The following is a 26,984-nucleotide window of genomic DNA, read 5'->3' on the forward strand; positions in this document are numbered from 1 at the left end:
GGCCCCGGTGTCGGCCCCGGACACCTCGGCGCCCGGTCCCGACGCCCCGGAGCCGCCGGCGGCGCGCGGCCTGCCGAACGGGGGAGTGCCCTCGCCGGGAGTGCCGCTGCCGCTGCCGCCAGAACCAGAGCCGGAGCCGGAGCTGGAACCTGGGCTGGAACCGGAACTCGAACCCGGACTCGAACCGGCGCCGAGACCGTCGGAGTCGCCCGGCCCGGACCGGCCGCCGCCCTCGTCCGGAGAGGTGTTGGGGTTCTGGCTCATCGGGTGTCCTGTCCTTCCACCATCGCTGTCCCCCTCGTGCCGCCGGTCCTGTCGCTCCACTGCCAGTTCGTTGTGCTTCCGCGTGCTTCCGCTTTCGCGTGGTACCGCGTGGTACCGCGTGGTACCGCGTGGTACCGCTTCCGCTTCCGCCGCTATCCGCCGCTACCCGGCGCCCGGCCCTTCGCCGCCGGTCCGCGCCGCGCGCCGCGTGACCGCGTTGTCCGTGGCACCGGTGATCGCGGAGATGATCTCCTGCTGGTTGGTCCGCTTGGCGTCGAAGAATCCGTTGTTGCGGCCCAGCCGCAGCACCGCCACGGTGTCGGCGACCGCCATCACGTCCACCATGTTGTGGCTGATCAGGATCACGCCCAGGCCGCGGTCGCGCAGCCGCTCGACCAGGTCCAGCACCTGCGCGGTCTGCTCCACGCCGAGGGCGGCGGTGGGCTCGTCGAGCATCACGACCTTCGGGTCGCCGATCAGCGAGCGGGCGATCGCCACGGTCTGCCGCTGGCCTCCGGACAGCGAGGCGACCGGGATGCGGACGCTGGGGATGCGGATCGACAGCGTCTCCAGCAGCTCCCGGGAGCGGCCCTCCATCGAGATCTCGTCCAGGATCCCGGCCGAGGTGATCTCCGAGCCCAGGAACAGGTTGCCGACCACGTCCAGGTTGTCGGCCAGCGCCAGGTCCTGGTAGACGGTGGCGATCCCGATCTTCTGGGCGTCGTGCGGGCCCCGGATGGTGACGTCCTTGCCCTGCCACACGATGCTGCCCTCGTCCGGGTTGTTCACCCCGGCGATGGTCTTCACCAGCGTGGACTTGCCGGCGCCGTTGTCCCCGACCAGCGCCACCACCTCGCCGGGGTGCACGGCCAGGTCCACCTCGGTCAGCGCCTGCACGGCGCCGAAGCGTTTGGAGACGCCGCGCAGTTCGAGCACGGGCGCGCTGTTCGGGTCGGGCATGGGGTCCTCCGCGTCGCGTCGGGATGGTTCGGCGCCGGCCGGGTCGCCGGGGATGGACGCCCGGCCGGCGCTGGATCAGCGGGTGGCGCCGGATCAGCAGGTGATGCCGATCTGCTCCGCGGTGTACAGGCCGTCCTTGACGACGGTGGAGCACATGTTGTCCTTGTTGACCACGGTCGGCGTGATCAGCTTGGACGGCACTTCCTGCCCGGAGCCGGAGGTGGCCTTGTCCGGCAGCAGGTCCGAGCCCGGGGTCTTGCCCTGCGCCAGCTCGGCGGCGACGTCCGCCGCGGCCGAGGCCTCCGGCTTGTAGGGCTTGTAGATCGTCATGGTCTGCGTGCCGGCCTGGATCCGCTTCAACCCGTCCAGCTGCGCGTCCTGACCGGTCAGCGGCACGTGCAGGCCGGCCGCGGTCAGCGCGGTGGAGATGCCGGCGGCCATGCCGTCGTTGGCGGAGTACACGCCGTTGATGTTGGGCGCGCCCAGCGCCGTGATGGCACCGGACATCTCCTGGTTGGCGGTGTTCGGGTCCCACTGCGGAGTGTCGTACTCCTTGCCGATCTTCACCTTGCCGTCCAGCGACTTGTGCGCACCGGCCTTGAACTGCCCGGCGTTCGGGTCGGTGGGGGAGCCGTTGATCATCACGATCTGCTTGTTCTCGGCCCCCGACCCCAGCGCGTCCAGCAGCGCCTTGCCCTGGAGCTCGCCGACCTTCTCGTTGTCGAACGACACGTAGGCGTCGACCGGACCCTGCGCCAGCCGGTCGTAGGCGACGACCTTGACGCCGGCGTCATGCGCCTTCTGCACCGAGGTCTGGATCGACTTGGAGTCCACCGCGTCCAGGATCAGCACCTTGTCGCCCTTGGTCAGCGCGGTGTCGACCTGCGTCTGCTGTGTGGGCGCGTCCTGCCCGGCGTTGTAGTAGTCGATCTGCACGCCGGGCAGCTTGGCGTTCAGCTCCTGCTCCAGCAGCGGTTTGTCGAACGCCTCGTACCGCGTGGTCTTCGACTCCGGGAGCAGGATGCCGACGCGGATGCCGGCCCCGGCGGCCCCGCCGGTCCCGGTCGACCCGGACGAGCTCTTGTTGCTGGACTTCGCAGAACCGCACCCGACGGCGAGTCCCGCGAGGGCGGCCGCCGCAGCGGCACAGCCGGCTACGCGGACCGCGCGTCCACGACGCGGGTGGCGCTGGTCGTACATGGATGACGCCCTTTCCTCGCGGCCACCACGCCATCGGGCGGCCTCCACTGGGCACCACTAGAGATCGCGCCAGCCGATTCCGCCACTCGGGAGGTGGTGAGAGCGGGCGGAAGGATTACGGGCGAACGGGAGTGCGAGGATTTGGGCTTTGTCAGTGTCTGGAGAAAGAGGGGTCGATTCGGCCTATGACTGGACCTCTTCGAATTGGGCGAGTGCTTCCGTCGGATCCGAGCTGACGAGGCGTTCCAGACCGGCGGTTGTGATCTTCGCCCATTTGCCGGCGCGTGCCCACATCCGCTGTTCGAACGCGCGGACGGCTTTGTCCAGGTCTTCGAGGCTGGTAGTGGTGTCGGCGGCGTCGGCGTCGGCACCAGTCTCCACGATGGCTTCAGCGAGCTCGGCGCCTTCCAGCATCGCGAGATTCGCGCCCGCGCCGAGCGGCGGCATCAGGTGCGCCGCGTCGCCGAGGAGCGTCACGCCCGGCACGGGGGGCCAGGTGTGGTCCACAGGCAGGACGTACAGGGGCCTGTGGGCGAAGGACGCACCGTGCCGGAGCAGGTCGAGGACGGGAGCGGCCCAGCCGTCGAACAGGGCCAGCAGACTCGATCGGATGGCGTCGGGGTCGGCGTCGGCCAGGTCCGGGCTCAGGCCGGTGTGCCAGTCCAGCGGGGCGCGGAACCGGGCGTACACCTTCACGTGTCCGCCGCTGTTGCGCTGGGCGACGATCGACCGGTTCACGCCGTACACGGCCACCGAACCGTCGCCGATCAGCCGGGCGAGCTCGGGGTGACGGGTGTCGACGTCGTCCAGGGAGGTCTCGACCACGGTGATGCCGGTGTAGTGCGGGATCGTCGGCGAGACGGCGGCTCGGACCCGGGACCACGCGCCGTCCGCACCCACGACGAGATCGAACGTCTCCTCGTGCCCGTCCGCGAACCGGACCACCGCGCCGCCGCCCCGATCTCCCGGCTCCACACCGGTCACGGACTGCCCCCAGCGGACGTCGACAGATCCGAGCAGCAGGTCACGGAGCTGCCCGCGGTCGATCTCGGGATTGGCCAGATCGTCCGGCCGAGGCCGCCAGTCGCGCAGGACGGTCCCGGCCGTGTCCAGGATGCGCATGGCCTGCCCCTCGGGCCGGGACAGCGTCTGGAACTCCGCCAGCAGCCCCGCCTTCTCCAGCGCGAGCTGCCCCAGCCCTTGGTGCAGATCCAGCGTGCCGCCCGGAGGCCGGGCATCGGGGGAGGGGTCACGCTCAAGGACGGACACGGGATAGCCGTGGCGGTGCAGGACGCGGGCGAACGTCAGGCCGCCGGGACCGCCCCCGACCACCGCGATGCGATGTCTCATGCCGATACACTGTATTGATCCCAGACGCCGTATCGCAACAGTACAGTGTGCCCATGACTGTCTGGGACCGCCCGGAACCGCCGACCCGCCCCGCGCCTCTCGACCGCGGGCGCATCGTCGCCGCCGCGATCGCCCTGGCCGACGAAGGCGGCCTGGAGGCGGTGTCGCTCCGCAAGGTCGCCGCCCGCCTCGACGCCGGCCCGATGCGCCTGTACGGGTACCTGTCCACCAAGGAGGAACTGTTCGACCTCATGGTCGACGAGGTCCACGCCGAAATCCTGCCGGAGACCCTGCCCGAGACGGCGACCGCGGAGCAGCCCGCCGACTGGCGGGAGACGCTGAGCGTCCTGTCCCACCGGACCCGCCAGACCGCACTTCGCCACGAATGGCTGGCCGACCTGCTCGGCGGCCGCCCCTCCCTGGGCCCGAACAGCCTCGCCGTGACGGAGGCCAAGCTGGCCGCGCTCGACGGCCTGGCGGACGTCGACACCACCCTGCGCGCGGTGGAGACCGTCAGCGCGTACTGCATCGGCGCGATCCGGCGCGAGATCGCGAAAGTTCGGGCCGTGCGGACCACGGGCCTGGCCGAGCGCGACTGGCAGCAGGCCTCGGGCTCGCACGTGACGAAGCTGCTGGCTACCGGCCGCTTCCCGGCACTGGCCAGATTCGTGCACGACGCCACCGAGGTGGAGCCCGAGGCGTCCTTCGCGACCGGCCTGGATTGGGTCCTTGACGCTGTGGCGATGAAGCTTGCGCAGCAGTCCGAATCCCATAAGGCCTAGAGTCGTTTCAGCGTCCGTGTCCCGCCCCGCTGGAAATCCCTCACGCGCCATCACGGCAGCTCACAGGTGGTCCCGGTGTCCCACGGCGTCCCATCGGTCTCGTGTGCGCGCGCCGGTTCGGATGTGATGGTGTCACGCCCCCAGGGGAACGGGTGGCAATGCAACAACCTGATCGTCCACTCTTCCATCACCCCGAAATCAAGGAGACCTTCCATGACCGCCAAGAAGTCCGACGCCGCCACCGACACCTACCAGGGCTTCAGCGACGACGAGCGCGCCGCGATGAAGGCGCACGCGAAGGAGCAGAAGGCCACCGCGCGTCGCAGCAAGGACACCGCCCGGGCCGACGGCGAGGCCGACATCCAGGCCAAGCTCGCGGAGATGACCGGCTCCGACCGCGCCCTCGGCGAGAAGCTGCACGAGATCATCAGCACCACCGCCCCGCACCTGATCCCGCGGACCTGGTACGGCATGCCGGCCTACGCGAAGGACGGCAAGGTCGTGTGCTTCTTCAAGTGCGCGGCCAAGTTCAAGGCCCGCTACGCAACCCTCGGCTTCAGCGACGCGGCCTCCCTCGACGACGGCGCCATCTGGTCCACCGAATTCGCCGTGACCGAGCTGACCCCCGAAGGCGAGGCGCAGATCACCGCGCTCATCAAGAAGGCAGCGGGCTGATCCGACATCTCCAACCAACTAGATAACAGGCCCCCAACTTCTCTCACCTTCCGCCTCACCTCCCACACTCACCACAACCAATAAGGAGCCGCCTTCGGCGGCACTCTTCTACAGCAACCAGCCCACTTCGTGATCTTGAAGATCGAGACCATCCACGGGTTGGCGCAAGCCGGCGTGCGTGGACGGGGAGGTACTGTCAGCTCAGCGCGACCACCCGCCAGGAGGAGTCAGCCATGAGCAGCATCACCGACCCGGCCCGCCTCCCGTTCGTCTACGCCGACGCGCTCAACGCCGGCGACGCGGACGCCGTCCTCGCCCTGTTCCATCAGGACGCGACGATGCGCACCTTCACCGGCAAGGTGCTCACCGGCCCGGAGGCGTTGCACGCCGAGGCGGTCCAGTCGATCGCGGCCCAGGCGCGTCTGACCAACAAGCCCAGGTCCACCCTGGTGGGGGGCGACACGGCTCTGATCATCGTCGACTGGGACCTGGAGGCGACGGCACCGGACGGCACACGGATCTCGCCGACCGGAACTACGACCGCCGTTGCCCTCCGGTCGGCCGACGGTTCGTGGCGGTTCACCATCCTCAACTGTCAGCCGGCGGAAGTCCCCGCATGACCGAGCAGCTCCCCGAAGGCGGGAAGCGTCTGTCGCAGCGATCTGGAGATCGCGATCCCGGCCTCCGACTTCCCTCTGCTCCGCCGAGCTGCTCCTGCCCAGCCGCTCTCACACAACTCACCGAGCCGTATCCGCGATCCCCTGCTCCGCCCGCGCCCGCTCGAACTCGCTCCACGACGCCTCAAGCGCCTGCTTGAACGTTGCGTGCGCGTCCTCGCGCCGCCCCTGACGCCGCTTGGTATCGGCCAGGTTGTTCAGCAGCCGCGCCAGGTCCGGTGAGTTGCCGATGCTGTCGGCCATGGCGAGCGCCTCGTTGTGGAAGCGGTAGGCGTCGTCGAATGTTCCTTGGCGGGCGTGGGTGCGGGCCAGGCCGTCGATGCAGAGCATTTCGTTGCCGCGGTTGCCGACGGAGCGGCTGGAGGCGAGGGCTTTGTCGAAGTAGGCGAGTGCGGTGCTGTGGTTGCCCATTCCGAGGTGGGAGTTGGCGACGGCGCTGAGGGCGTAGCACTCGCCTTTGCGGTCGGCGCTTTGTTCGACGAGGGAGAGGCTTTCCTCGGCGTAGGGCAGGGCTTCGGCGGCGCGGTCGAGCCAGCACAGGGAGATGGCGATGTTGCCCAGGGGGGTGCTCATGCGGGTGGTGTAGCCGAGTTCGCGGCACAGGTCGAGGCAGCGTTGGTAGTGGTCGATGGCGACGGTGAAGCGGCCGGCGAGGCAGTCGATCATGGCCATGTTGTTGTGGAGGCCGGCTTGGCCGTCGAGGTCGCCGAGTTCGCGCATGAGGTGCAGGGCGGTGTTGAGGACGGGTTGGGCGGAGGTGAAGTCGGCGGAGTAGATGAGGGCGGCGGCGTGGTTCTTGGTGCTGATGGCCATGGCGCGGCGGTTGTTGAGGCGGCCGGCGGAGGTGACGGCGCGTTCGTTGACGGTGACCCAGGCGGCGTTGTCGAGTTGCAGGTGGAGGTAGGTGCCGATGATGGCGGGCAGTTGCCAGCCGTGGGTGTGCCAGCCGCCGGTGGTGGCGAGTTCGCTGGTGGCCAGGAGGTTGGCGCGTTCGGCGTCGAGCCAGGCGCGGGCTTGTTCGGCGGTGGGCATGGCGGGGGGTGGGACGGGGGTGGTGCCGTCGGGGGTGACTTCGTTGGGCCGGCCGGTGAGGATTTGCATGGCGGTGGCGGTGGTGTGGGTCTGGTAGCGCATGAGGCGGTCGATGGCGGCGTCGCGTTCGGCGGCGGGTTCCTGGTCGACGGCGGCTTGGCGGGCGTAGTCGCGGAGCAGGTCGTGGAATTCGTAGCGGCCGAAGGTGCGCTGTTCGATGAGGTGTTCGTCGAGGAGGGCTTCGAGGATTTCGCCGGCTTCGGCGGTGGTGGTTCCGGCCAGGGCGGCGGCGGCTTCGGCGGTGATGTCGGCGCCGGGGTTGAGGCCGAGGAGCCGGAAGAGGCGGCGGGGGGTGTGGGCGAGGCTTTGGTAGGAGAGGTCGAAGACGGCGCGCAGGTCGCGGCCGCCGCCGTTGGCGGCGTCGAGGAGGCGGCCGCGCAGGCGTTCGACGAGTTGGGCGATGGTCCAGCTGGGGCGGGCGCGCAGGCGGGAGGCGGTGAGTACGACGGCGAGGGGGAGTTGGCCGCACAGGGCGAGCAGTTCGGTGGCGGCTTCGGGTTCGGCGTCGATGCGTTGGCGGCCGGCGATGCGGCGTAGCAGGGTCATGGCTTCGTCGTGGGTGAAGACGTCGAGGCGGTGGACGGTGGCGGAGTCCAGGCCGACGAGGCTGCGGCGGCTGGTGATGAGGACGGCGCTGGTGGGGGAGGCGGGGATGAGGTCGCGGACCTGGTCCTCGTCGGCGGCGTTGTCGAGCAGGACGAGGGCTTGGCGGTCGTGCATGCGGTCGCGGAACATGGCGGCGCGGTCGTCGTGGGCGGCGGGGACTTGGGGTGCGGGGACGCCGATGGCGCGCAGGAAGCCGCCGAGGACTTCGTAGGGGTCGACGGGTGGCTGGTCGGGGTCGAAGCCGCGGAGGTTGACGTAGAGCTGGGTGTCGGTGAAGTGGCCGGCTTTGACGAGTTCGTTGGCGGCGTGGACGGCGAGTTGGGTTTTGCCGACGCCGGCCATGCCTTCGACGGCGGTGATGACGACGGTCGGTGCGGGGGTGCCGGAGCCGACCGAGGCAACCGGGCCGACCGAACCGACCGAGCCGGCAGCAGTACCGGCAGCAGTACCGGCGATCACGGCCGCTTTCGGCGCGGTCGCCGTCAGCAGCGCTTTCAGGGCTTCGACACGCCCGGTGAAGGTGGGCAGTGTCGCCGGGAGCTGCCGGGAGACGCCGCCGGGTCCGCCGGTCTTGGAGACGCGGTGGACGCGCAGGCAGGCCTGGCGCCACTGGTTGACGGTGGGGTCGGGCAGCCCGAGGGCGCGGACGATGGCGACGACGAGGTCGAGGTCGAGGCGTCGGCGCTGGGGGTGGAAGACGTCGGCGACGGTGCTGAGCGCGACTTCCTGCGGGACCGGGAGCAGCGGGCCGACGCGTTTGGCGAGGGTGCGGTAGGTGGGGCCGCCGGCCCAGAGGCGGAGCCGCCCCAGGGCTTCGATGAATTCCGCCAGGTCACCGGCTTTGTCCGGGTCGGGTATCTCTGTTCCCAGCGTCACGTCTCTACCCCTGTCGCGCACTGATCCGGTCCGTCGGCGATCCGCGGCCGCCGTGTCGCGTTTGGTGCGTCGGCCGCGGCTGCTGTGACGTTCGGTCAGTGTACGGAGTCCGGGTGTGGTCGTGCGGCGCCAGTCGGGTGTTATCAGCAGGTGTCCGGGTTTGTGGGAGGTCCCCGTCCCGTGGGGGTTTCCTGGTTCGGGGGGTCCAGGGGACGGGGACCGGTCGTTGCTCGGGGGTTACCGGTTACCAGTAGCCGATTACCGCCTACCGATAGCCGGTGCAGCCGTTGGCGGCGAGGTCGGCCCACCAGGTGCCGTCGGCGAACTGGCCGTCGGAGACGAGGATGAACGGGGCCTTGCAGCCGACGTAGTCGCCGTACATGAGCTGCCTGGCGTTCTGGATCGCGGCGTCGAGGGTGGCGCCGCGGCCTTCTTCGTGGCCGATGAAGGCCGGGTGGATGGTGCCGTGCGTGGTGGCCGCGGCCGGGCCGGCGGTGGCGGCCGTGGCCGTGGCTGCGGGACCGGCGAGGCCGGCGGCCGTGGCCAGGGCGGCGGTGAGGATCGCGAAGCGTCGAGCGTTCACAGTGGTCTCCATTCCCGTGTGAAACGGTGGCATAGCGACATTCGCCACGATCGCACGGGTTGGAGCGGTGAACAAGGACACTGATTCAGGGTTTGGTTCAGAATGCTTTAGGCGTTGGCGACGTGGAAGGGTGTTTACGTGGATTCCGACCAGGCTGTGCAGGACAGTTTCGCGGGGGCCGCGGACCCGCGGTTGCGGGAGATCATGCAGGCGGTCACGCGGCATCTGCATGCTCTGGTGCGTGAGGTGCGGCTGACGCAGGCGGAGTGGGAGCAGACGATCGGGTTCCTGACCGGTGTCGGGCAGATGTGCGACGCGACGCGTCAGGAGTTCGTGCTGCTCTCGGATGTGTTGGGCGTGTCGATGCTGGTGGAGACGTTGAACAGCCACGGGCACGGCACGGAGGCGACGGTGCTGGGGCCGTTCCACATGACGACCTCGCCGCCTCGGGAGCTGGGGGCGTCGATCGACGAGCTCGGCGTCGGCACCCCGTGCGTGGTGGTCGGCACGGTGACCGGCCCGGAGGGGGAGGAGCTGGCCGGAGCGAGCGTGGATGTGTGGCAGTGCAGCGCCGACGGGTTCTACGACGTGCAGCAGCCGGATCGGCAGCCGCCCGGCAACGGCCGGGGCTTGTTCGACACCGATGCGCAGGGCGCGTTCTGGTTCCGGACCGTGGTGCCCAGCCACTACCCGATCCCGACGGACGGCCCGGTCGGCGCGATGCTGGCGGCGACCGGCCGATACCCTTACCGGCCGGCGCATATCCATTTCATCGTGTCGGCACCCGGTCACGAGTCGCTGACCACGCATATGTTCGTGGCGGACAGCCCCTATATCGACAGTGATGCGGTGTTCGCCGTAAAGCGCAGCCTGATCAGGCCGTTTGTGGTGTGCGACGACGCGGAGTCGGCTCGCCGCTATGGCGTGGACATGCCGTTCCGGATGGCGCGGTTCGACATTCGCCTCGGCTGAACATTGTCAGAGGAAGTACCCAGCGGCGCGCGCCCAGGATAATGGCGCGCGCCGAGAGTTCTGCTGCTCTGCTGTCTCAGAGGTCTCCTACCTCAGTTGTCGGTTTCCTGTCCGAGCTTTCGCCATAGGAATTCCAGTACCAGAGCCCATTTCCGTGCGGCTTGTTCGTTGTCGGCGGCGCCGCCGTGGCCGCCTTCGATGTTTTCGTAGTACCGGACGTCGAGGCCGTGCTCGAGCATTCGGGCGACCATTTTGCGGGCGTGGGCGGGGTGGACGCGGTCGTCGCGGGTGCTGGTGGTGACGAGTACTGGCGGGTAGTGGCGGTCGGGTTGGAGCAGGTGGTAGGGGGAGTAGGTGCGCAGGTAGTTCCAGTCGTCGGTGTCGGGATCGCCGTATTCGGCCATCCAGGAGGCGCCGGCGAGGAGTCGGTGGTAGCGGCGCATGTCCAGTAGTGGTACTTCGCAGACGATGGCGCCGAAGAGGTGGGGGTAGGTGACGAGCATGTTGCCGACGAGTAGTCCGCCGTTGCTGCCGCCGCGGATGCCGAGTTGGGTGGCGGTGGTGATGCCGCGGGTGACGAGGTCTTGGGCGACGGCGGCGCAGTCTTCGTAGGCGCGTGGGCGTTTTTCGCGCATGGCGGCTTTGTGCCAGTCGGGGCCGTATTCGCCGCCGCCGCGGATGTTGGCGACGACGTAGGTGCCGCCGCGGGTGATCCAGCCGTGGCCGGTGACGGCGGCGTAGCCGGGGGTTTCGGCGATTTCGAAGCCGCCGTAGCCGGTCATGAGGGTGGGTCCGGGTCGGTCTTGGTGGCGGCCGACGACGAAGTAGGGCACGGAGGTGCCGTCGGCGGAGGTGGCGAAGTACTGTTCGGCTTGGATGTCGGTGCTGTCGAAGCGGGCGGGTGCTTGTCGGAGGAGTTCCGGTTCGGTGCGGGGGGTGCCGGTGGTGCGGGCCGTGCCGGCGGTGCTGGCGCTTCCCTGCTCGCCCAGGTCATCCGAGTCGCCGGATTCGCCGGATTCGCCCAGGTCGCCGCGGAGCAGTGTGGGCGGCTGGGTGAAGGACTGTCCGCTGATCCAGTACTCCTCGCCGTGGTGGGGGTCGGTGTCGACGATCTGGGCGTCGCCCATGGCCGGGACGCCGGGCAGCGGGTCGGCGTGCCAGTCGCGGGCCGGGTCCAGGACTTGGAGTACGGTCTTGACGTCGGACATGGTGGAGATGATCAGGTGGCCGCGGGTCCACCACCAGGAGCTCAGCGAGGTGTGGGCGTCGGGGGTGAACACCGGGGTGAGGTTCCGTTGTCCGGCGAGGTAGTCGTCGAACTGGGCGGCCAGCAGTGATCCGGCCGGGTGTTCGGTGCCGTTGACGGTCCAGGCCGAGCGGGGGCGGATCAGCAGCCATTGGCGGTGGATGTCGGTGTCGGCGTCGTCGGGGACGTCGATGAGGAGGTAGGTGCCGTCCTCGGCGCGGACGTAGTCCTGGGTGGTGAAGAAGTCCGGGGCGCGGTAGGCGAAGTGCCGGACGTAGCCGGGGGTCGGGTCGCGCCAGGCGCGGACGACGACGTCGGTCTGGTCGCCTTCGAACACGATCGGCGCGTCGGCCAGGTCGGTGCCGCGTTCCCAGAGTCGGGCCTGGCGGGGGTAGCCGGAGTCGGTGAGGGTGCCGGGTCCGAGGTCGGTGCCGATGTGGACGTGGTCCTGGTCGATCCAGGAGATTCTGGTCTTGGCCTCGGGGACGGTGAAGCCGCCGGGGACGAATTCGCGGGTCGGCAGGTCCCATTCGCGGACGACGGTGGCGTCGGCGCCGCCTCGCGAGAGGTGGATGAGGACGCGGTCGTAGTCGGGGTAGAGGGCCGAGCCGCCTTTCCACACCCAGTTCTCGTCCTCGGCGGCGGCCAGGGCGTCGAGGTCGAGCAGCACTTCCCATTCGGGGTCGGGGGTGCGGTAGGACTCCAGGGTGGTGCGGCGCCACAGGCCGCGGGGGTTGGTGGCGTCGCGCCAGTAGTTGTAGAGGTATTCGTTGTAGCGGTTCACGTAGGGGATGCGGTCGTCGGCGTCCAGGATTCGTCGGACGTCGGTCTGGAAGGTGTCGTAGCGCCGGGTCCCGGCCAGTTCGGCGAAGGCTTCGGCGTTGCGTTCCTTCACCCAGGTCAGTGCCTCTTCGCTGGTGACGTCTTCCAGCCACAGGTACGGATCGTCGGTGTCGGTGCCTGATTCGTTTCCGGTGCCTGTGTCGGCCGCGTCAGAGGTCATGGGACCATTCTGCCCGGCGGGCGGCGGCGCTGGGTGTGGGCGGGCGGGGTGTGGGCGGCGGGGTGTGGGCGCGGGGTGGCCGGGCACTAGGGTGGCCCGGGTGAAGCTGTTGCGCGACGCCGCGTTGGTCGGGACGACGTTCGTGGTTCTGGACTTCGAGGGCAACACGCCGCGGGGCTACTCGCCGGAACCGGTGGAGGTCGCCGCCGTCGCGGTACGCCGCGATGGTGACAGTTGGCGGCGCGTCTGGTCGTTCGAGTCGCTGATCAAACCGCCGCCGCACGCCCCGGTCACCGGCTTCGACACCGCGCAGCACGGCATCACGGCCGCGATGCTCAAGGACCGCCCGGACGCCGCGACGGTGCTGGCGCAGTTCGACACGCTGGTGGGTGACGGGCCGCACCTGCTGGTGGCGCACAACACCACGGTCGAGGGCGGCATCCTGTTCCGGTACCAGGACCACTGCCCGAAGCTGGCCTCCACGCATCTTCTGGACACGGTGAAGCTCGCCCGCGCGGTGGTGCCCCAGGCGCCCGGCTACGCGTTGGAAGCGCTGATCGACCACCTCGCCCTGCCCCGCCCGGCCGTCCGCCACCGGGCGATGCCCGACGTCGAGGTGACGGTCGCGCTGTTCGAGCATCTGCTGGCGTCGGCCGATGCGCGCGGCTTGCGCGACTTGGTCGACGTGGTCCGGGTGTGCGGCGCCACGGCCAAGGCGACGCTGCCGGTGCAGGATTCGATTTTCTGATCCGGTCGCCGTGGAGGGCCTGCGCCAGGCCGAAATCGGCTTCCCCTACCGGCGTACGCGTGATCGTATGCTGAGGTGATTGGCTTCGACGATCCGGGGACGTTTCGGGGGCAACTCCAGCGCGGGCGTGGTGTGGCGGTGCGGCGCGCGCCGGGGGAGTCGGGGGCTGCTGATGTGGTGTTCGAGTGTGTGATCGTGGATGCGCGGTGGGATCGGCAGACTGAGGTCCGCGATGGGTATTTGGCGGGGTTGATCAGGGGGTTGGGGCTGTCGGTGGTGCCTTTGGCGGAGCGTCTGGATGCGATTGCGGGCGAGGATCCGGATGACATTTTGTTGGTGTTGGAGGTGTTGGCGCGGTTGTTGGTGGCTGGTCGTGAGGATGCGGCGACGGTTCTGCGCCGCTACGTCGCCGGCGGTCGGCATTGGGGTGCGGCGCTCAATGCGGTGACGTTCGTGAATTCGCGTCGTGTCCCTGACGGCTGGGAGGATCTTGTCGACGTCGCCCTTGCTTGCCACAGCGACGACGAACTTCAGGACATTGTCGACAATGGCGATGACAGCTGGATGCGGACCCTGCTCGATCAGCGCTCCCCACGCCGGTCGTGGCAGCGGGTCAACGCGCTCTACGAGCGCGCTGGCGAGTTGGAGCAGGCCGTCGCGTCCGGCGCCGAGTACCGGAACTGGCTGCGCACCCTTGCCGACGTTCCTCGCGACGATCTTCTCCATCAGGTCACGTCGGATGCTGCGAGGCGCCGGTGGGCTTTGGAGGAGCTGGGGCGCCGCGGCGACACCGTGGTGTTGGACTTGGTCGAGGACCCGGCGCTGCGCAACCCGGCCGGCTGGATACCCGGCGCACCTCAGGCGCTTGAACATCTCGGGACGCTGGCGGTGCCGCGTGCGCGAGGTTGGCTGGCCGGTGCGGGTGCGGGTGCGGGTGACAGTCCCAGTGACGTGGCGCCCAGTGACGTGGCGATGACCGAGCTGGGCCTGCGAGTCCTGGCAACCTCCGGCGACCTCACCGACGCCCCAGTTCTGCTCTCCGCACTCACCGGGGCGTTCGACGACGACGATCAGTGGTGTTTCGCCGAGATCCCTGCACAAGGCCTGGGCCGGCTTCAGGTCGCCGAGGCAGCGCCATTGCTGGTGGCGGCATGGGAGCAGAGCGTGCATTCGCGCGCCCGCGGGTCTTTCCTCACGGCGCTTGAGAGCTGCGCACCACGGTCGTCCCAGGTAGAGGCCCTGGCGGACGAAGGGCTCGATGACTGCGAGCCGACAGTTCAGCAGCTTGCCCGGACCATCGGTTCGCGACCCAGGACCTGACTCCTCAAAACCAACGGATATCCCTGACCAGCTGAGTGGCAGGTCCTCAGCGTCGAGATTCCTGGCCGACAAGCTCCGCAGGTCAAGGCCCAACAACCGCGGACGAAGGCTGATGCATAACGCGGGTGGGCGGGCGGGTGCCGCCTAGACGTCTTTGCGGCGCTTCCACCTGCGAAGTAGCGAGTCCTTCATCTCCTCGATATTGCTCGCATCCGCCGCTTCGTGCTGCTCGGCCAGAGCTTTTCGTGCTTGTCGCGTGACCTTGGGATCAACGCTCGGACAGATCAAAAGGACACGCGCGAGTGGATCATGCAACTGGGTCGGTCGCCGGCCAACGGCCTTGGCCGCGTACAAGTACCGCCGTCCGATGGCCTCGGCGATCTCCGTCCGTTGTGCAGGGAAGCGCCACGCGGCGACGCACAGGGCGAACGCCGCCGCGTCGACGGTCCAGTCTTCCGGACCGAACAGCAGGCGAAGCAGGAGCGTACGCCGGGCCGACTGTGCCCAGGGCTCGTCGGGCCGGTGGTGCAGGATGCCGACGCACACCCACACCTGGGCGAACCGCTGCCAGTAGAGGGGGTGTTCGTGCCCGATCGCCACCCACGACGGCTCCTGTGGCGACGGCATGTGGGCGAGCAGCCCCAGAAAGTCGTCGGCATCCAGCACTCCGAAGCCAGCCGCGTGGTGATAGGCGACCAGCGGGTCGGCCCAGATTCCCTTGGCGATGGCGTGAACGAGTTCGAAGGCCTCCGAGGAAGGTGGGGGCACCGTCGCGACGGCCTTGGTGCCGTCGTAACTCCACAGTGCCGGACCGAACTCCGTCGTCACCGAGACACGTGGATCCGGCTCGACGACCGGCCCTAGCTCGATCGACGCTTGAGGAAAGCGGGCTCGATGCAGGCTCATCGCGGTCGGTGCCTCAAGCGAGGTCATATAGGACTGGACGCCGGTTATCCAGCCTTCGCCTGATTCCTCGATCCGCGTCAGTTCCCCGTAGCTTCCACAGATCGCCTCGGTTGGCGGTGGAACAGCCATGAGCCAAGGCGCTGCGTCGCAGGCTCGCGAAACGCACCGGCGAATGTACGACGAATCCGGCTGCGCCGCCGACAGGTCAGCGAGTTCTATCAGGGGCGAGACGTCGGCGACGAGGTCGACCGAATCGCCACCGGTACGGAACCGGGCTGCCAGAAGTGCGGCACGTGCTTTGGGCGAGGAGCCGTTGCGGGCCGTCGCGCGCTCGGCCCACCGCAACGACTGTGCGAAGTCACCCCGGTCAAACGTGATGTCTGCGAGATCGAGCAGAAGATCGGCGTTAGCGGGATTCAACGCGCTGCCCCGCGTCCACGCATCGATCGCTCGGTCGGTCTGTCCGGCGTCGCGATAGGCATAGCCCAACATGATCAGCGTGTGTTGCGACACTCCGCCGCCGGACCGCTTCTCACGTTCTTCGGCCATACGACACCACTCGACGGCGTCCTGGGGCGCTCCGAGACGCCTGGCCAGGGCGGAGGCCGTACACAGGACGTCGGGGCGGAGGCCGGGACGCAACGCGGCGGCGCGGGCAAACGCCAGCCATGGGGCCAAGGCTTGCGCCGTCTCCGGCGGCACGGTGCCGCCGATCTTCTCCCAGATTGGCGTCACCGCACGCCCGATGGAGAGCTCGGGGAGCGAAAGCGCCTGCTCCGGGCTGAACCACGGCGCCGCGGCCCACGGCTTGGCCGGGAGCTCGGCGGCCAGGCTGCCAAGCAACTCCACCGCGCTGGACAGCTCGCCTTCCCCGGCGAGAAGCGCGATGATCGCGGCTGCAATGCCAGGAGCCCCGGCGATACCGATGCCCTTGAGGATCTCCCGCGCGGACACGCTGGATCCCGCAGCCTCGGCGAATTCAGCGAGGCAGGTATACGCAGAGTTCAGGGAAGGGTCGTTTGTGAGCGCCCGGCCCAGATGCACCCCCGCGTGGGCGAGTTCGCCGACCGCTAGGTTGGCTCGGAACCGTTGCACTTCCATCTCGGCTTGATCGCGCTCGTATCCGCCGGCACCACTGCCCGTGTTCCCCGCCACTGCCCCTCCACCTGTGGTCGCGGATGAGCGGATCCGCGAGCGGGTAGCTTACCGATCGCGAACACCTATGAAACAGCGCTCCCGACGGCTGCCGTCCAGGCAGTTCCCTGTTTCATGGGCTGTTTCAATCGACTCGACGTGCGAAACAGACTCATGAAACACGTTTCGATCGTGAGCAACGATTTCAAGATCGTGGAGGCGAACGCCTGTCCGACGTCCTCCTGCGCCGCGCCGGCAGGCTCGCCGTGCCGCACCGGGGCCGGGAAGGTCGCGGTCCAGTACGCGGAGCCGAACCATGATCTGCGACGTCGCTCGGGCAGACAGCGGTCGACGTCGTCCGGTGACGGCCGCGGGGCTGATGGAGGCGGTGAAGGTCCTCAGGGGGTGCCCGTGGCCGCGCGGCAACCGCCGCTGCGCCGTCGCGAGCGCGCCGCGCAGCCGTTCCAGCCCGAACCCGCGCAGGATCGCCCCGACCTCCTTGTCGGGGATCCCGACGTCCACCACCACGGGAAGGACGTCGTCCAGCAGCGCCAGCCGCTCCTCCGCGGACTTCGCCCGGGTCGGCCAGGGTGGCGGTCAGCTTCCGCTTGGCCCGGCTCTCCCGGGCGGAGACCGACTGGTCGAACAGCGCCACCACGTCGTCCAGCGTGCCGATCGCGGACTGCGCCAGCACGGCCAACAGGATCGGGTGGCGGCGGGAGGACTCCCGGCGTAGCAGCGCCTGCCCGGTCAGCCGGTGCCCGACCGAGTACAGGGCAGGAACCGGCGCCGCTCGGCCGGAAGCATCGACAAATCCATGGTGTGCGTGTCCAGGTCACGCAGGAACGCCAGCTTCCCGATCTCCTTCTTGATCGAGTCCGGGGAATCCGACACCGGCGGTGTGGTCAGCCACTTCAGTCGCCACGCCGAACCTCCCTGACCGTCAGACCTCATCGAAGACGGCCTGACCTGGCCGCGGCGACAGAGTACTGACCAGCGATCATGCAGCGTCGAGGCTCGCATTCCCGCTGGTCAGGGATATCCGTTGGTTTTTGCGGCGGATACAACGGCAACCCCGGTCCGGTCCGATCCCCCCGATTCCAAGGACATGCTTGACATAACCCCGTCACGGTTCGACGATTCCAAGCATGTCCTTGGAATCGTCGAAGGAATCGTCGAACGCGTCCCCGAGCCCTGAGTCGCGCGGCCAGCGGTGGTTGGTCCTGGAGGACCCCACTGTCGTGCGGGCGGTGGCCCATCCGATCCGTTTGGAGGTGATGGAGCTGATTGGCCGTCATGGGCGGCTGACTACGGCCGACGCGGCGCGGGAGCTGGGTATCAGCCACGGTTTGGCGTCGCATCATCTGCGGCAGCTGGCGAAGTACGGCTTCGTGGAGCAGGTCGCGGGCAAGGACAATCGCGAGCGCCCTTGGCGGCTGCTGTTCACTTCTCAGCGGGTCGAGGGGGTCGATGCCGATCCTGAGCTTGCCGATGCCGCGGATGTTCTGGAGCGGATCTCTGCCGAGCGGGTGGTGGCGCGGTTCATTGACTGGCAGCGGCGGCGTGGTGAGTGGTCCGCGGCGTGGAATCAGCAGGCTGGTCTGAGCCAGACCAATGTCTATCTCACGTTCGATGAGTTGGCCGAGCTCAACGGTGCTATCGAGGAGCTGATCGTGCGGTACGTCAATGAGCGTCCCATCGACGACTTGGCGTCTCGTCCGGCGGGGTCGGTCCCGGTCAACATCAGCACGTTCGTGGTGCCGCACTCGCAGCCGGCCCGGCAGACGCGGTAGACGCGGCAGACCCCGTGGACTCAGCGAAGACAGTGAAGGCAGTGAAGGCCGTGGGTGGAATCACTGCGGTATGGCAGGTACTCGGCGCGCGCCGAGATCTCCGGCTAGTGCTACTCGCCGGCGTGGTTTCCGTCACCGGTGACTGGGTGCTGCTGACCGGGTTGGCGTACTGCGTCTACGTGCTGACCGGTTCCACCGTCGCCTCGGCGCTCACAGCGACGGCCGGTCTGCTGCCGCAGGTGTTTCTGGGTCCGGTGGCTGGGGTGTTCGCCGACCGGTGGGACCGTAAGCGGACGATGATCGGTGCGGATCTGCTGTTGGCGGCGGGTCTGTTGCCGTTGTTGGCGGTGGGCGGTCGCGGTCAGGTGTGGATCGTGGTGGGGGTGCTGCTGTGGCAGGGCGCTGTGGTGCAGTTTTTCGCCCCGGCTGAGCAGGCGATGGTGCCGCGTCTGGTGGATGGCGCGGAGTTGGCGACGGCGAACGCGTTGGTGGTGCAGTCTCGGGACGTTGCGCGGTTGTGTGGTGCGGCCGCTGGTGGTGTGCTCGCGGCGGCCGGTGGTGTTCCGGCGTTGGCGGTGGCTGATGCGGCGAGTTTCCTGCTGGCGGCGGTGTTGTTGCGGTGCGTGCGGACCAGTGGCGAGGTGGAGCGGCGGTCTCGACAGTCTGGGCGGGTGGTGGAGGTGTTCGGTGAGCTCGGGGCGGGTCTGCGGCTGGTTGCCGGGGTGCGGGTGTTGCGGACGCTGATGCTGTTCGTAGTGCTGGCCGGAACTGGCGAAGGAGTCATGGGTACGTTGTTCGCGCCCTTCGTCAGGGATGTGCTGCACGGCGGCGGCCGCACCTACGGCTTGATCTCGGCGGTTCAGGCGGTCGGTGGGATCGTCGGCGGCTTGGCGGTGGCGGTGTTCGGCCGTCACATACCCGCGCCTCGGTTGCTGGGTGTCGGCGCGGTGCTGTTCGGAGCGGTCGATCTGGTGATCTTTCTCTACCCGCTGGGTTATCTCGCCACGTGGCCGGCGGTTGTCGGCATGGTTGTAGTGGGCGTGCCCGGGGCGTTGGTCATGACGGGGTTGTTCACGTTGATGCAGCAGTACACGGTTGACGAGTTCCGCGGCCGCGCGTTCGGTGCGCTGACCGGTCTGTTCGGCGCTTGCCAGCTCATTGCCACGCTCAGCGCCGGCTTTCTGGCTCGGGTGTTCGGCATCATCCCGGTGCTGATGTTCCAGGGTTTGTGTTACGTCGCGGCGGGGTTCATGGTGCTGCTCATGCTGCGCGGCGCCAAAGTCGGCACCGAGATCAACGCCGGAGCCGGAGCCGGCACCAACGTCGGCGTGGCAGGCGCACCGATTATGTGATGCATGCAGGCGTGCCGGGTCCGTACGATGCCGGATCATGACCTCGACCCCGCATGACGCCTACGCCCTCCTGACCGCGATCGATTCGCTCGACCGTCCGGCCCGGATGCGGCTGGTGGCCCGGACCGCCCGATCGCTGGCCGGGACGCCGGAGCTGGCGTCGGTGCTGGCCGAGCTGTCCGAGGGCGGGACGTTCGAACGCGGGCTGGCGCTCACCATGGCCCACGTCGCCGGCGACGAAGGCCACCTGCGCGCGATACTGGCCGGCCCCGACCCCGATTTCGGCCTGCGGGTCCAGGCCCTCAACGCACTGATCAACTCCCCCGAGCACGACGCAGTCGTGCTGGCCACCCTCGACGACGCGCCGCTGGCCTGGCGGCGTGCCGTGATCCGGGCCGTGCGGCAGGTACGGCGCCAGGACCTCGCCGACCGCCTGATGCTCACAGCGCGCGCCACGGACCAGACGAACCAGACGGACCAGACGAAAACGGACCACGCAGCGGCACTGCTCCCCGACACACTCCTGGTGAAGCTGCTCCCATCCTGCTCAGAGCCGGTGGCGACACAGCTGCTGCCCGACTTCGCCCACCTGGACGTCGACTGGACCCGCCTGGGCACCGCACACCCGCGCCCGGTCCTGGCGTTCATCAGCAGCCAGCTGGACGAGCTGCCCGACGGTCTGCGGCCCGCATGGTGGCGCCTGTGCGCCGACGGTGTCGCGGCGGCGGCGCGCGCCGAGCCCGGTCTGGTCCTGGAGTTGCTGGAGCGGCACAGTGTGTGGCGTCGGCTGCCGTTTCCGGCGGGCCTGGTCAAGCAGCTGCGGTCGTTGAGTACGTTCGATGCTGTCCGGACGCTGCGGTTGTTGGTCGATGCCGCCGGTACCAGCGGGCCTGCCGGTGTCGACAATCCTTTGACCGCTGTGGCGCCTCCTGTGCCGTATTGGGCTCGTCGTGGTGCGCGGATGTCGCGCAGTGTTCGCCGTGCTTTGTTGCTGTGCGCGCCGGAGCAGGCGGTGCGGTGGGGCCGGTTGTGCGCGCAGGACGATCGGCAGCTCGCGGTGTTGGTGGGTACGTTGCCGCCGTCGCGGCGTGATGCTTTCTTCGACGCGGTCACGGCCGGTCGGGATCTGGATCGGGCGGTGCTGGCCGAGCCGTTGCTGGATGCTTTGCCGCACCCGCGGCGGCATGCCGAGGCCCGCAGGATGCTGGCGTTGCCGGCGTTGGAGGCCGATCCGGTGCTCAAGCTGCGGGTCAGTGCGCGGCTGCCGTGGGCCGAGGGGCGGCAGGTTCTGCTGGAGCAGACGCGTGCCGCCGACGCCGCGGCGCGGGCTGCCGCCTACCCGCTTCTGGTGGCGTGTGTGGCGGCCGAACGGGACGCAGCGGTGTTCGCCCGGTTCCTGGACGAGGACCTGGGGCGGATCCACAACGAGCAGGATCCGGTGCGGCAGCCCACGCTCAAAGCGTTGGCGCAGACCCCGCCGGCGCTGTTCGGCGACGGCGCGGTGGCGGCGCTGACCCGGTTGGGCACCGACGCCGTGGAGGCCCGTGACGTCTCGGTCGGGTCGTTGAGCGCGGTGCGGCAGCTGGCGCGGCGGCTGCTGGTCCACCACGCCGAGTCCGGCGACGCCGAGCTGCTGGCCTGGGGTCTGCGGGTGCTGGAGCTGGAGCTGGTCGAGGGTGCCACGGACGCGGTGGACCGGGAGCGGCTGGACACGGTGCGGCACGGTCAGGAACGCGCGGTGGTCGACGTGCTCGGCCCGTGGGTGCGGCGCGGCCTGGAACGGGCCTGGTACAGCAGGCTGCTGACGTTGGCCGAGGCGCTGGGCCGGCGGGCCTGGGCCATGCCGGACGTGCAGGGCTGGCTGGAGTGGACGATCTGGAACAGCCCCTCGGGCGTGGCGCACACCGCGATCCCGCTGTGGCTGGCCGACCCGGCCCGCCGGTCCGAGCGGGTCGAGGCGCTGGTGCGGTGGGATCCGTCGGTCGCGAAGCTGTGGCCGGTGGCCCATGTCATCGCCGGTCACCGGACCGACCTGCTCGACCCCTACCTCACCGGTCGGCCCCCGGGAGGCCGGTTCGTGACCGACGGCGTGCGGTGGATACCCGATTTCCCGTCGGCGGCGGTCCAGCACTGGCTGCCGCGTCAGCGTGCCCAGTACGTCAAGCTGCTGGCGCGGATCGCCGGCGACGCCGGGTCCACAGCGTCGGCGCGCGCCGACGCGATCCGGCAGTCGGCAACTGTGGGGGAGGCGGGCCAGGCTGTTGTCGACCGGTACCTGGGGTCGGCCAACGTGGTGTTGCAGGAGGCGGCGCTGGGTGCGACGGTGTGGCTGCCGGATCCGGCCGCGGCGATACCGGTGTTGCTGGAGCATGTCGACGATGATCGGGCGCGGGTGGCGGTGTATGCGCTGACGCGGGCGGCGCAGTTCGCGCGGCCTGCGGAGCTGGGGGCGCGGCTGGAGGCGGTGGTGGTCGGCGCTTCGGCGAAGGTGACCAGCCGCAAGGAGGTGCTGCGGATCGCGGCGCAGGTGGGGGTGCCGGACCTGGTGGGTTTGCTGCTGCGGACGTGGGGTGGGCAGCGGCAGCATCGGCATGTGCGGATGGCGGCGGTGAGCCGGTTGGTCGGTGAGTTGGACGATGCGCGGGTGTGGGAGGTTTTGGGGGCGGCGGCTGGGGTGGGGGCGGGGACAGCGCCTGCGGACGCGGCTGCGGCGGTCGCGTCGATCGCGCCAGCCACCTCGGTCGCGACGGCCGCGACGGTCGCGCCAGTCACCTCGGAGCGCGATGTGGCGTTGGCGCTGCTGGGCCGCGGACCGCTGCGACTGGCGGTGCGGCACCGTGCCGCCTACGGCGCGCTGATCGCCGAACTGTGTGCGCACCCCGACGCGCTGGTGCGGCGCACCGCCATCGAGCAGGTCGCAGCGTGGTACCCGTGGACGCCGCAGGCCGCCGAAGCGATCCGCGCCGCGGTGGTGGACGTGACCTCGTTCGCGCCGTTACCGATCGCGGTGGTCGGACAGCTGGTCGCCGCCGGCTGGCCGGTCGAGGAGCACGTGCAGCTGGTGCGGCAACTGCTGGAGATGGCGGCGGCGGAACGCGACGAGAACGTCGCGACCGGCGCCGTGTTCCGCGACCGTCCCGCCCGCCGCCGCCTTGCTGACCTGGCCGCGAACCTGACACCGACACTGCGAGCCGGTGTCGAGCAGTGGCGTCCGGTCGTGTCCGCGACCGGCGAGACACTGGCCGCCGAGCCGAATTGGCTGCACACCGCCGCACGCCTGCACGCGCAGGCCTTGGACCTGACCGCCGAGGCCGAGACGTTCACCACCGACGTCCACGCGCTGGCCCAACTCACCGACGACCGCCCAGCAGCGGCGCGCGCCGCGGCACAGACGCTCAGCTCCCGCGTTGAGGGGCAGGGCGATCCGTTCGTGCCGGATTCGTTCTATGCCGCCGCCGCGGCGCTCGCGTCCGAGCCGGGGATCTCGGCCGGGACGTTGGCGCTGGTGCTGGCGGCGTCCGCCGGGCCGGGCAGCGGGTGGGAGCGCAGGTGGCGGGACGTGGTGGGGTTGCTGCGGGCGCATCCGGATGCTGATGTGGCCGAGGCGGCGTTGGAGCTGCGGATGGGTGAGGTCTGAGGGCTGGCGGGCTGGCGGGCTGGGACTGGTGGTCGCACTCCAGCCACCCTCTGACCGAGACATACGTGCCCACCCGGGGTGTCCTCTCCAGCGTCGGGGTGACATGATCATGCCCCAACCAAGGAGGGTCTGTGAACGCTGTCGCCAGCGACGGTCACATAGTTGTCAGTGTTGCGCGTGATGGTGCGGGCAACCGGGACCAGCACCGGTCCTACCGGATCGTTGTCGATGGGCGAGCGGTGGGGTCGGTGAAGCGCGGGGAAGTCAGCGAGGTCGTGCTGCCGCCAGGCCAGCACCGGATCCGGGTGGCTGTCTCGTGGTGCTCCAGTCCCGAGGTCCAGTTCGATGGCGCGGGCGGTGAGCGGGTCGCTTTCAGCTGCGGCCCGCAGGGACACCCCGACGTCGCGACCCCCTGGCAGCTCACCTTCGGCCGCCGTTCCTACCTCCGGTTGGAGCGCGCAGCCGCCTGAACACCCGCCTGAACAACCCCCTGAACACCCCTTGGCCGTCCGCCGGCTGTGTTTCGCGTAGCCGCTGCCGCGTACGGCATGATCATGGGGCAGGGAGGGGAAACAACATGCTGCCGTACAGCTACCGCATCACCAAGTACGACCCGGCGGACCGCAACGAACACGGCCACTACATCGGCGACCAGGAGCCGGTCAGCGACCACGGTCCCATCGAGGCCGCATACCTGCAGACGGTGGCGGCGTTCGCCGCGTCGACCGGCGTGACGTCTGTGGCGATCCGCGAGCCGGGCCTGGTGTCCAGTTTCGTCCACTTCGGCCTGGAGCCGGTCGCCGAAGGCCACGGCCTGACCGGGCTGTTCCCGTCCGACCTGGCTGGCTTCCACGACGGCGCCGAGGTGCCGGTCGGCCTCGGCCTGGAGCTGGTGCGGGCCATGCTGCGCGACAGCGGGGTGTTCTGCTCCCTGGAAGTCGAGGACCGGTTCGCCGTGCACATCGGCTGGGACCAGTACATGTACATCAGCAGCGCCGAACCCTGCCACGACGCCGTGGCGCGCGCCGCCGAGCTCGGGTTGTTCCCGGAGGCGGTGGATGCCTCGCCGTATGAGGGGGCGTTCGAGGAGCCAGGCGAGCAGCGGCCCGCCGACGCCGATTTCTGGGCGCATCTGCGCAGGACGCTGCTACACCGCGAGGCGGCGATCCTGGAGGAGAGCCATCTGCAGAACGTTTCCCGCTGGCATCGGCTGAGCTCGGACAACCTCGACACTGTGCGTGCCGGTCTTGCTCCGCGGGCGCGGCTGACGGTGTGGCCGGACCTGTCCCGCGACGTCGCCGTCGACGTCACCGTCGCCGCGACGCTGGCCGAGCTGTCGGAGGACGACATCGTCGAGGTCGTCTGGGAGGACCAGGACGGCCGTATCGTCAGTGCCATCGTCGACGACAGCGAGTTCGCCGAACTGTCGACCCGCCTGGCGCAGGCGCGCGCCATCGCGGTACTTCCGCTGGCCGAGGACGACCGTCACCCGCTGTTCGCGGCGGTTCTGCCGGACCCGGACGGCGTTCTGCGCGCACGCTGGCGCACAGTCCAGACCGACAGCGACCGCGCGTGGGCGGTCATGAAGACTCTGCGACGCGGCCAGCGGGTCACCGGCACCGTCGTCAAGATCGCGACCTTCGGCGTGACCTTCGTCGACATCGGCGGTGTCACCGCGATGATCAACCTGCCGGAGCTGTCCTGGCGGCCGTTCCACGACCCTGCGGAGGTGGTGAAGGAGGGGCAGGTGATCACCGCGGAGATCCTGGATGTCGACATGGACCGGGAACAGGTCCCGCTCTCGCTCAGGGCGGTGCAGCCCGATCCGCTGCAACAGCTGGCGCGGCAGGCTGGACTTGCGGATCAGGCCGGGTCGGCGGGGCTGACGGTCACCGGGACGGTGACGAAGCTGGTGCCGATCGGCGCATTCGTACGCATCGAGGACCGACTCGACGGCTTCGTCGGGCTGCTGCCCACCGACCAGGCCGGCGGGCTCCAGGTCGGCGAGCAGGTGGTGGTGAGGATCGCAAGGATCGATGTCGAGCGCCGTCAGATCTTCTTGGCGCGCGACGCCGATTCCGACCTTCACTGAAGACCTTTGAGGCTTGGCAAACCTCGTCGGTGGACCCAGTTGACGCAGGATCTTGCGGCATTGCAGGATACGGACGTCCATACGCGCTCTACCTGGGGGATCGATCGATGAGTCATGGTCGTTTGACGATTGCCGCCTGCGCTGCCGCAGCTATCAGTGCGCTGGCACTGCCCGCTGTCGTCACCACCGCCAGCGCCGCGGCGGCCACGACCGCCCCGGCCGAGGCGAGCGTCGTACCGACCGTGCTCACCGCCACGATCATCGTCGACAGCCCTGTCGGCAGTCCCGTCGGCAGCACGGTCGCCGGGACCGTCACGGCTTCCGGGCCGAACCCGATCGTCAGCTACCAGTTCGATTTCGGCAACGGCACCAAGGTCACCCAGAGCACTCCCGACTTCGAAGTCACCTATGTGGCCACCCAGACGTACAACATCGGGGTGCTGGTGACGGACTCGACCGGAAACACGTTCAAGGCCGTGTCGAACTCCTTCGACGTGACCGTCCCGAACTCGTTGACTCGCCTGGCCGGCGACAGCCGGTACGGCACGAGCACCGCGGTCTCCCAACGGTTCTGGGCCTCGGCGGTCGGCGACACCACCACCCGCCGCACGGCCCACGCGGTGGTGCTGGCCAGCGGCGAGAACGCCCACTACCCGGACGCGCTGGCCGGCGGGCCGCTGGCCGCGTACAAGCAAGGCCCGCTGCTGCTGACCGAGACGGCCCAGCTGACGGACACCACGCGGCAGGAGATCCACCGGGTACTGCCGCCGGGCGGGACCGTGTACGTGCTCGGCGGGGAGGCCGCCATCTCGGCGAAGGCAGCCGCCACACTGGCCGGTGACGGATACACCGTGGTCCGGTACGGCGGCCAGACCCGCTACCAGACCGCACTCACCATCGCCGAGCAGGGCCTGGACAATCCGAACCATGTCGTCCTCGTCACCGGCAAGGACTTCCCGGACGCGTTGGCGGCCGGCCCGGCGGCCACAGGGCTGCTCGCCTCCGACGGGAAGCCCGCGGCGATCCTGCTCAGCGACGGCGACACGGTCGAGGACCGGGACACCGCAGCCTACGTCGTCGCCAAGATGAACGGGTTCGGACAGACCACGTTCATCGTGCCGAACGTGTCGGCGATCGGCTGGTCGGCGAGCGTCGCCGGCATGAAGCTGGCCGGCGTGGACCCGCGGGTCATCGCCACCAAGCAGCCGCCGACCGGGCCCAACACCAACCTCGGCGTGTATGACGACGTCGAACACGATCCGCACAACCTTCGGAGCCTCAACGTGGTCGCCGGTTCGGACCGGTACACGACAGCCCAGGCCGCCGCCGCCTACGACAGGGGCGACAACTTCTGCTGCATCGGTAACGACCCGTTCGTCGGCTACGCCTCCGGAGCGACCTTCGCCGACGCGCTGACCGGCGGAGCCGCGATGGCGACGATCCACGGACGTTTGTTCCTCACAGAACCGACCTCGGTCCCGGCCGCCGACACCGATGTGGTGAACAACCTCTTTGGAGCGAAAACCCACACCGCCTTCATCTTCGGCGGCACCGCGGCAGTCTCGCAGCACGTCGAGAACCAGTTGTCTGCGCTGCTGCAGGCCCCGATCGTGAAGTAGCACGGTCGTCTCTGGCTAGTCGTCTCCGGCCTCGTGCACCAGTCGTCTCCGGTCAGGTGCACGAGGCCGACGCCTGGAATCAGTACCCGGGCGTCGG

20 protein-coding genes and 1 pseudogene are annotated in these 26,984 nt (G+C 69.3%); 13 read left to right on the forward strand and 8 right to left on the reverse strand.

Features of this window, described 5'->3' with window-relative positions; translation table 11 throughout:
• Nucleotides 1-426 precede the first annotated feature (426 nt).
• The 3 genes from ABD481_RS04835 to ABD481_RS04845 form a co-directional block, all read right to left on the reverse strand.
• Nucleotides 427-1,224 carry an ATP-binding cassette domain-containing protein gene (locus ABD481_RS04835; RefSeq protein ID WP_344664282.1) on the reverse strand — a complete coding sequence of 266 codons (798 nt, stop codon included), beginning with the start codon at nt 1,222-1,224 and terminating at the stop codon, nt 427-429.
• 93 nt (nt 1,225-1,317) lie between these two features.
• Entirely contained in the window at nt 1,318-2,424 is a 1,107-nt protein-coding gene (locus tag ABD481_RS04840) for a sugar ABC transporter substrate-binding protein (protein WP_344664283.1), read from the reverse strand.
• A gap of 183 nt (nt 2,425-2,607) precedes the next feature.
• Nucleotides 2,608-3,774, reverse strand: a complete 1,167-nt coding sequence (locus tag ABD481_RS04845) for an FAD-dependent oxidoreductase (protein WP_344664284.1) — start codon at nt 3,772-3,774, stop codon at nt 2,608-2,610.
• Nucleotides 3,775-3,827: 53 nt separating this feature from the next.
• Between ABD481_RS04845 and ABD481_RS04850 the strand changes: the two genes are divergently transcribed.
• The 3 genes from ABD481_RS04850 (at nt 3,828) to ABD481_RS04860 (ending at nt 5,851) form a co-directional block, all read left to right on the forward strand.
• A complete protein-coding gene (locus ABD481_RS04850) occupies nt 3,828-4,556 on the forward strand; it encodes a TetR/AcrR family transcriptional regulator (protein WP_344664285.1) in 729 nt (242 codons plus the stop codon).
• A gap of 213 nt (nt 4,557-4,769) precedes the next feature.
• A complete protein-coding gene (locus ABD481_RS04855; protein WP_344664286.1) occupies nt 4,770-5,231 on the forward strand; it encodes an iron chaperone in 462 nt (153 codons plus the stop codon).
• Between the two features lie 233 nt (nt 5,232-5,464).
• Nucleotides 5,465-5,851, forward strand: coding sequence for a YybH family protein (locus ABD481_RS04860; protein ID WP_344664287.1), 387 nt, complete (start codon nt 5,465-5,467; stop codon nt 5,849-5,851).
• A 117-nt stretch (nt 5,852-5,968) separates the two neighbouring features.
• Here ABD481_RS04860 and ABD481_RS04865 read toward each other — a convergent pair whose 3' ends face one another.
• Both ABD481_RS04865 and ABD481_RS04870 read right to left on the reverse strand, forming a co-directional pair.
• Nucleotides 5,969-8,482: an ATP-binding protein gene (locus ABD481_RS04865; protein WP_344664288.1), complete on the reverse strand. Its 2,514-nt coding sequence runs from the start codon at nt 8,480-8,482 to the stop codon at nt 5,969-5,971.
• A gap of 265 nt (nt 8,483-8,747) precedes the next feature.
• Nucleotides 8,748-9,065, reverse strand: coding sequence for a hypothetical protein (locus ABD481_RS04870; protein ID WP_344664289.1), 318 nt, complete (start codon nt 9,063-9,065; stop codon nt 8,748-8,750).
• 138 nt (nt 9,066-9,203) lie between these two features.
• Here ABD481_RS04870 and ABD481_RS04875 point away from each other — a divergent pair, with 138 nt between their 5' ends.
• Nucleotides 9,204-10,037, forward strand: coding sequence for a dioxygenase family protein (locus ABD481_RS04875; RefSeq protein ID WP_344664290.1), 834 nt, complete (start codon nt 9,204-9,206; stop codon nt 10,035-10,037).
• Nucleotides 10,038-10,129: 92 nt separating this feature from the next.
• Here ABD481_RS04875 and ABD481_RS04880 read toward each other — a convergent pair whose 3' ends face one another.
• On the reverse strand, nt 10,130-12,286 hold the full coding sequence (locus tag ABD481_RS04880; RefSeq protein WP_344664291.1) for a prolyl oligopeptidase family serine peptidase: 2,157 nt from the start codon (nt 12,284-12,286) through the stop codon (nt 10,130-10,132).
• 100 nt (nt 12,287-12,386) lie between these two features.
• Between ABD481_RS04880 and ABD481_RS04885 the strand changes: the two genes are divergently transcribed.
• Together ABD481_RS04885 and ABD481_RS04890 are read left to right on the forward strand one after the other, a co-directional pair.
• The gene (locus ABD481_RS04885; protein WP_344664292.1) at nt 12,387-13,034 is read left to right on the forward strand and encodes a 3'-5' exonuclease; all 648 of its coding nucleotides are present in this window, start codon (nt 12,387-12,389) and stop codon (nt 13,032-13,034) included.
• A gap of 75 nt (nt 13,035-13,109) precedes the next feature.
• Nucleotides 13,110-14,354 carry a hypothetical protein gene (locus tag ABD481_RS04890; RefSeq protein ID WP_344664293.1) on the forward strand — a complete coding sequence of 415 codons (1,245 nt, stop codon included), beginning with the start codon at nt 13,110-13,112 and terminating at the stop codon, nt 14,352-14,354.
• A 144-nt stretch (nt 14,355-14,498) separates the two neighbouring features.
• Here the strand turns inward: ABD481_RS04890 and ABD481_RS04895 are convergent, their stop codons facing one another.
• Nucleotides 14,499-16,415, reverse strand: a complete 1,917-nt coding sequence (locus ABD481_RS04895) for a tetratricopeptide repeat protein (protein ID WP_344664294.1) — start codon at nt 16,413-16,415, stop codon at nt 14,499-14,501.
• A 153-nt stretch (nt 16,416-16,568) separates the two neighbouring features.
• Between ABD481_RS04895 and ABD481_RS47330 the strand changes: the two are divergent.
• Nucleotides 16,569-16,718 (forward strand): annotated as a pseudogene (locus ABD481_RS47330) (zinc finger domain-containing protein); the annotation flags it as partial.
• 426 nt (nt 16,719-17,144) lie between these two features.
• Here ABD481_RS47330 and ABD481_RS04900 read toward each other — a convergent pair.
• Entirely contained in the window at nt 17,145-17,348 is a 204-nt protein-coding gene (locus ABD481_RS04900; protein WP_344664295.1) for a hypothetical protein, read from the reverse strand.
• A gap of 194 nt (nt 17,349-17,542) precedes the next feature.
• On the opposite strand from ABD481_RS04900, the gene ABD481_RS04905 reads away from it, so the two are divergent.
• The 6 genes from ABD481_RS04905 (at nt 17,543) to ABD481_RS04930 (ending at nt 26,887) form a co-directional block, all read left to right on the forward strand.
• The gene (locus ABD481_RS04905) at nt 17,543-18,187 is read left to right on the forward strand and encodes an ArsR/SmtB family transcription factor (protein ID WP_344664296.1); all 645 of its coding nucleotides are present in this window, start codon (nt 17,543-17,545) and stop codon (nt 18,185-18,187) included.
• Between the two features lie 107 nt (nt 18,188-18,294).
• Nucleotides 18,295-19,539, forward strand: a complete 1,245-nt coding sequence (locus ABD481_RS04910; RefSeq protein ID WP_425559114.1) for an MFS transporter — start codon at nt 18,295-18,297, stop codon at nt 19,537-19,539.
• Between the two features lie 37 nt (nt 19,540-19,576).
• Nucleotides 19,577-23,176 carry a hypothetical protein gene (locus ABD481_RS04915; RefSeq protein ID WP_344664297.1) on the forward strand — a complete coding sequence of 1,200 codons (3,600 nt, stop codon included), beginning with the start codon at nt 19,577-19,579 and terminating at the stop codon, nt 23,174-23,176.
• A gap of 131 nt (nt 23,177-23,307) precedes the next feature.
• Nucleotides 23,308-23,646 (forward strand): hypothetical protein, encoded by a 339-nt coding sequence (locus tag ABD481_RS04920; protein ID WP_344664298.1) that lies wholly within the window; start codon nt 23,308-23,310, stop codon nt 23,644-23,646.
• A gap of 107 nt (nt 23,647-23,753) precedes the next feature.
• The gene (locus ABD481_RS04925; protein WP_344664299.1) at nt 23,754-25,268 is read left to right on the forward strand and encodes a S1 RNA-binding domain-containing protein; all 1,515 of its coding nucleotides are present in this window, start codon (nt 23,754-23,756) and stop codon (nt 25,266-25,268) included.
• Between the two features lie 107 nt (nt 25,269-25,375).
• Entirely contained in the window at nt 25,376-26,887 is a 1,512-nt protein-coding gene (locus ABD481_RS04930) for a cell wall-binding repeat-containing protein (RefSeq protein ID WP_344664300.1), read from the forward strand.
• The last annotated feature ends 97 nt before the right edge of the window (nt 26,888-26,984 follow it).

This window comes from Catenulispora yoronensis (genome assembly GCF_039531695.1).
GTDB classification, from domain to species: Bacteria; Actinomycetota; Actinomycetes; order Streptomycetales; family Catenulisporaceae; genus Catenulispora; species Catenulispora yoronensis.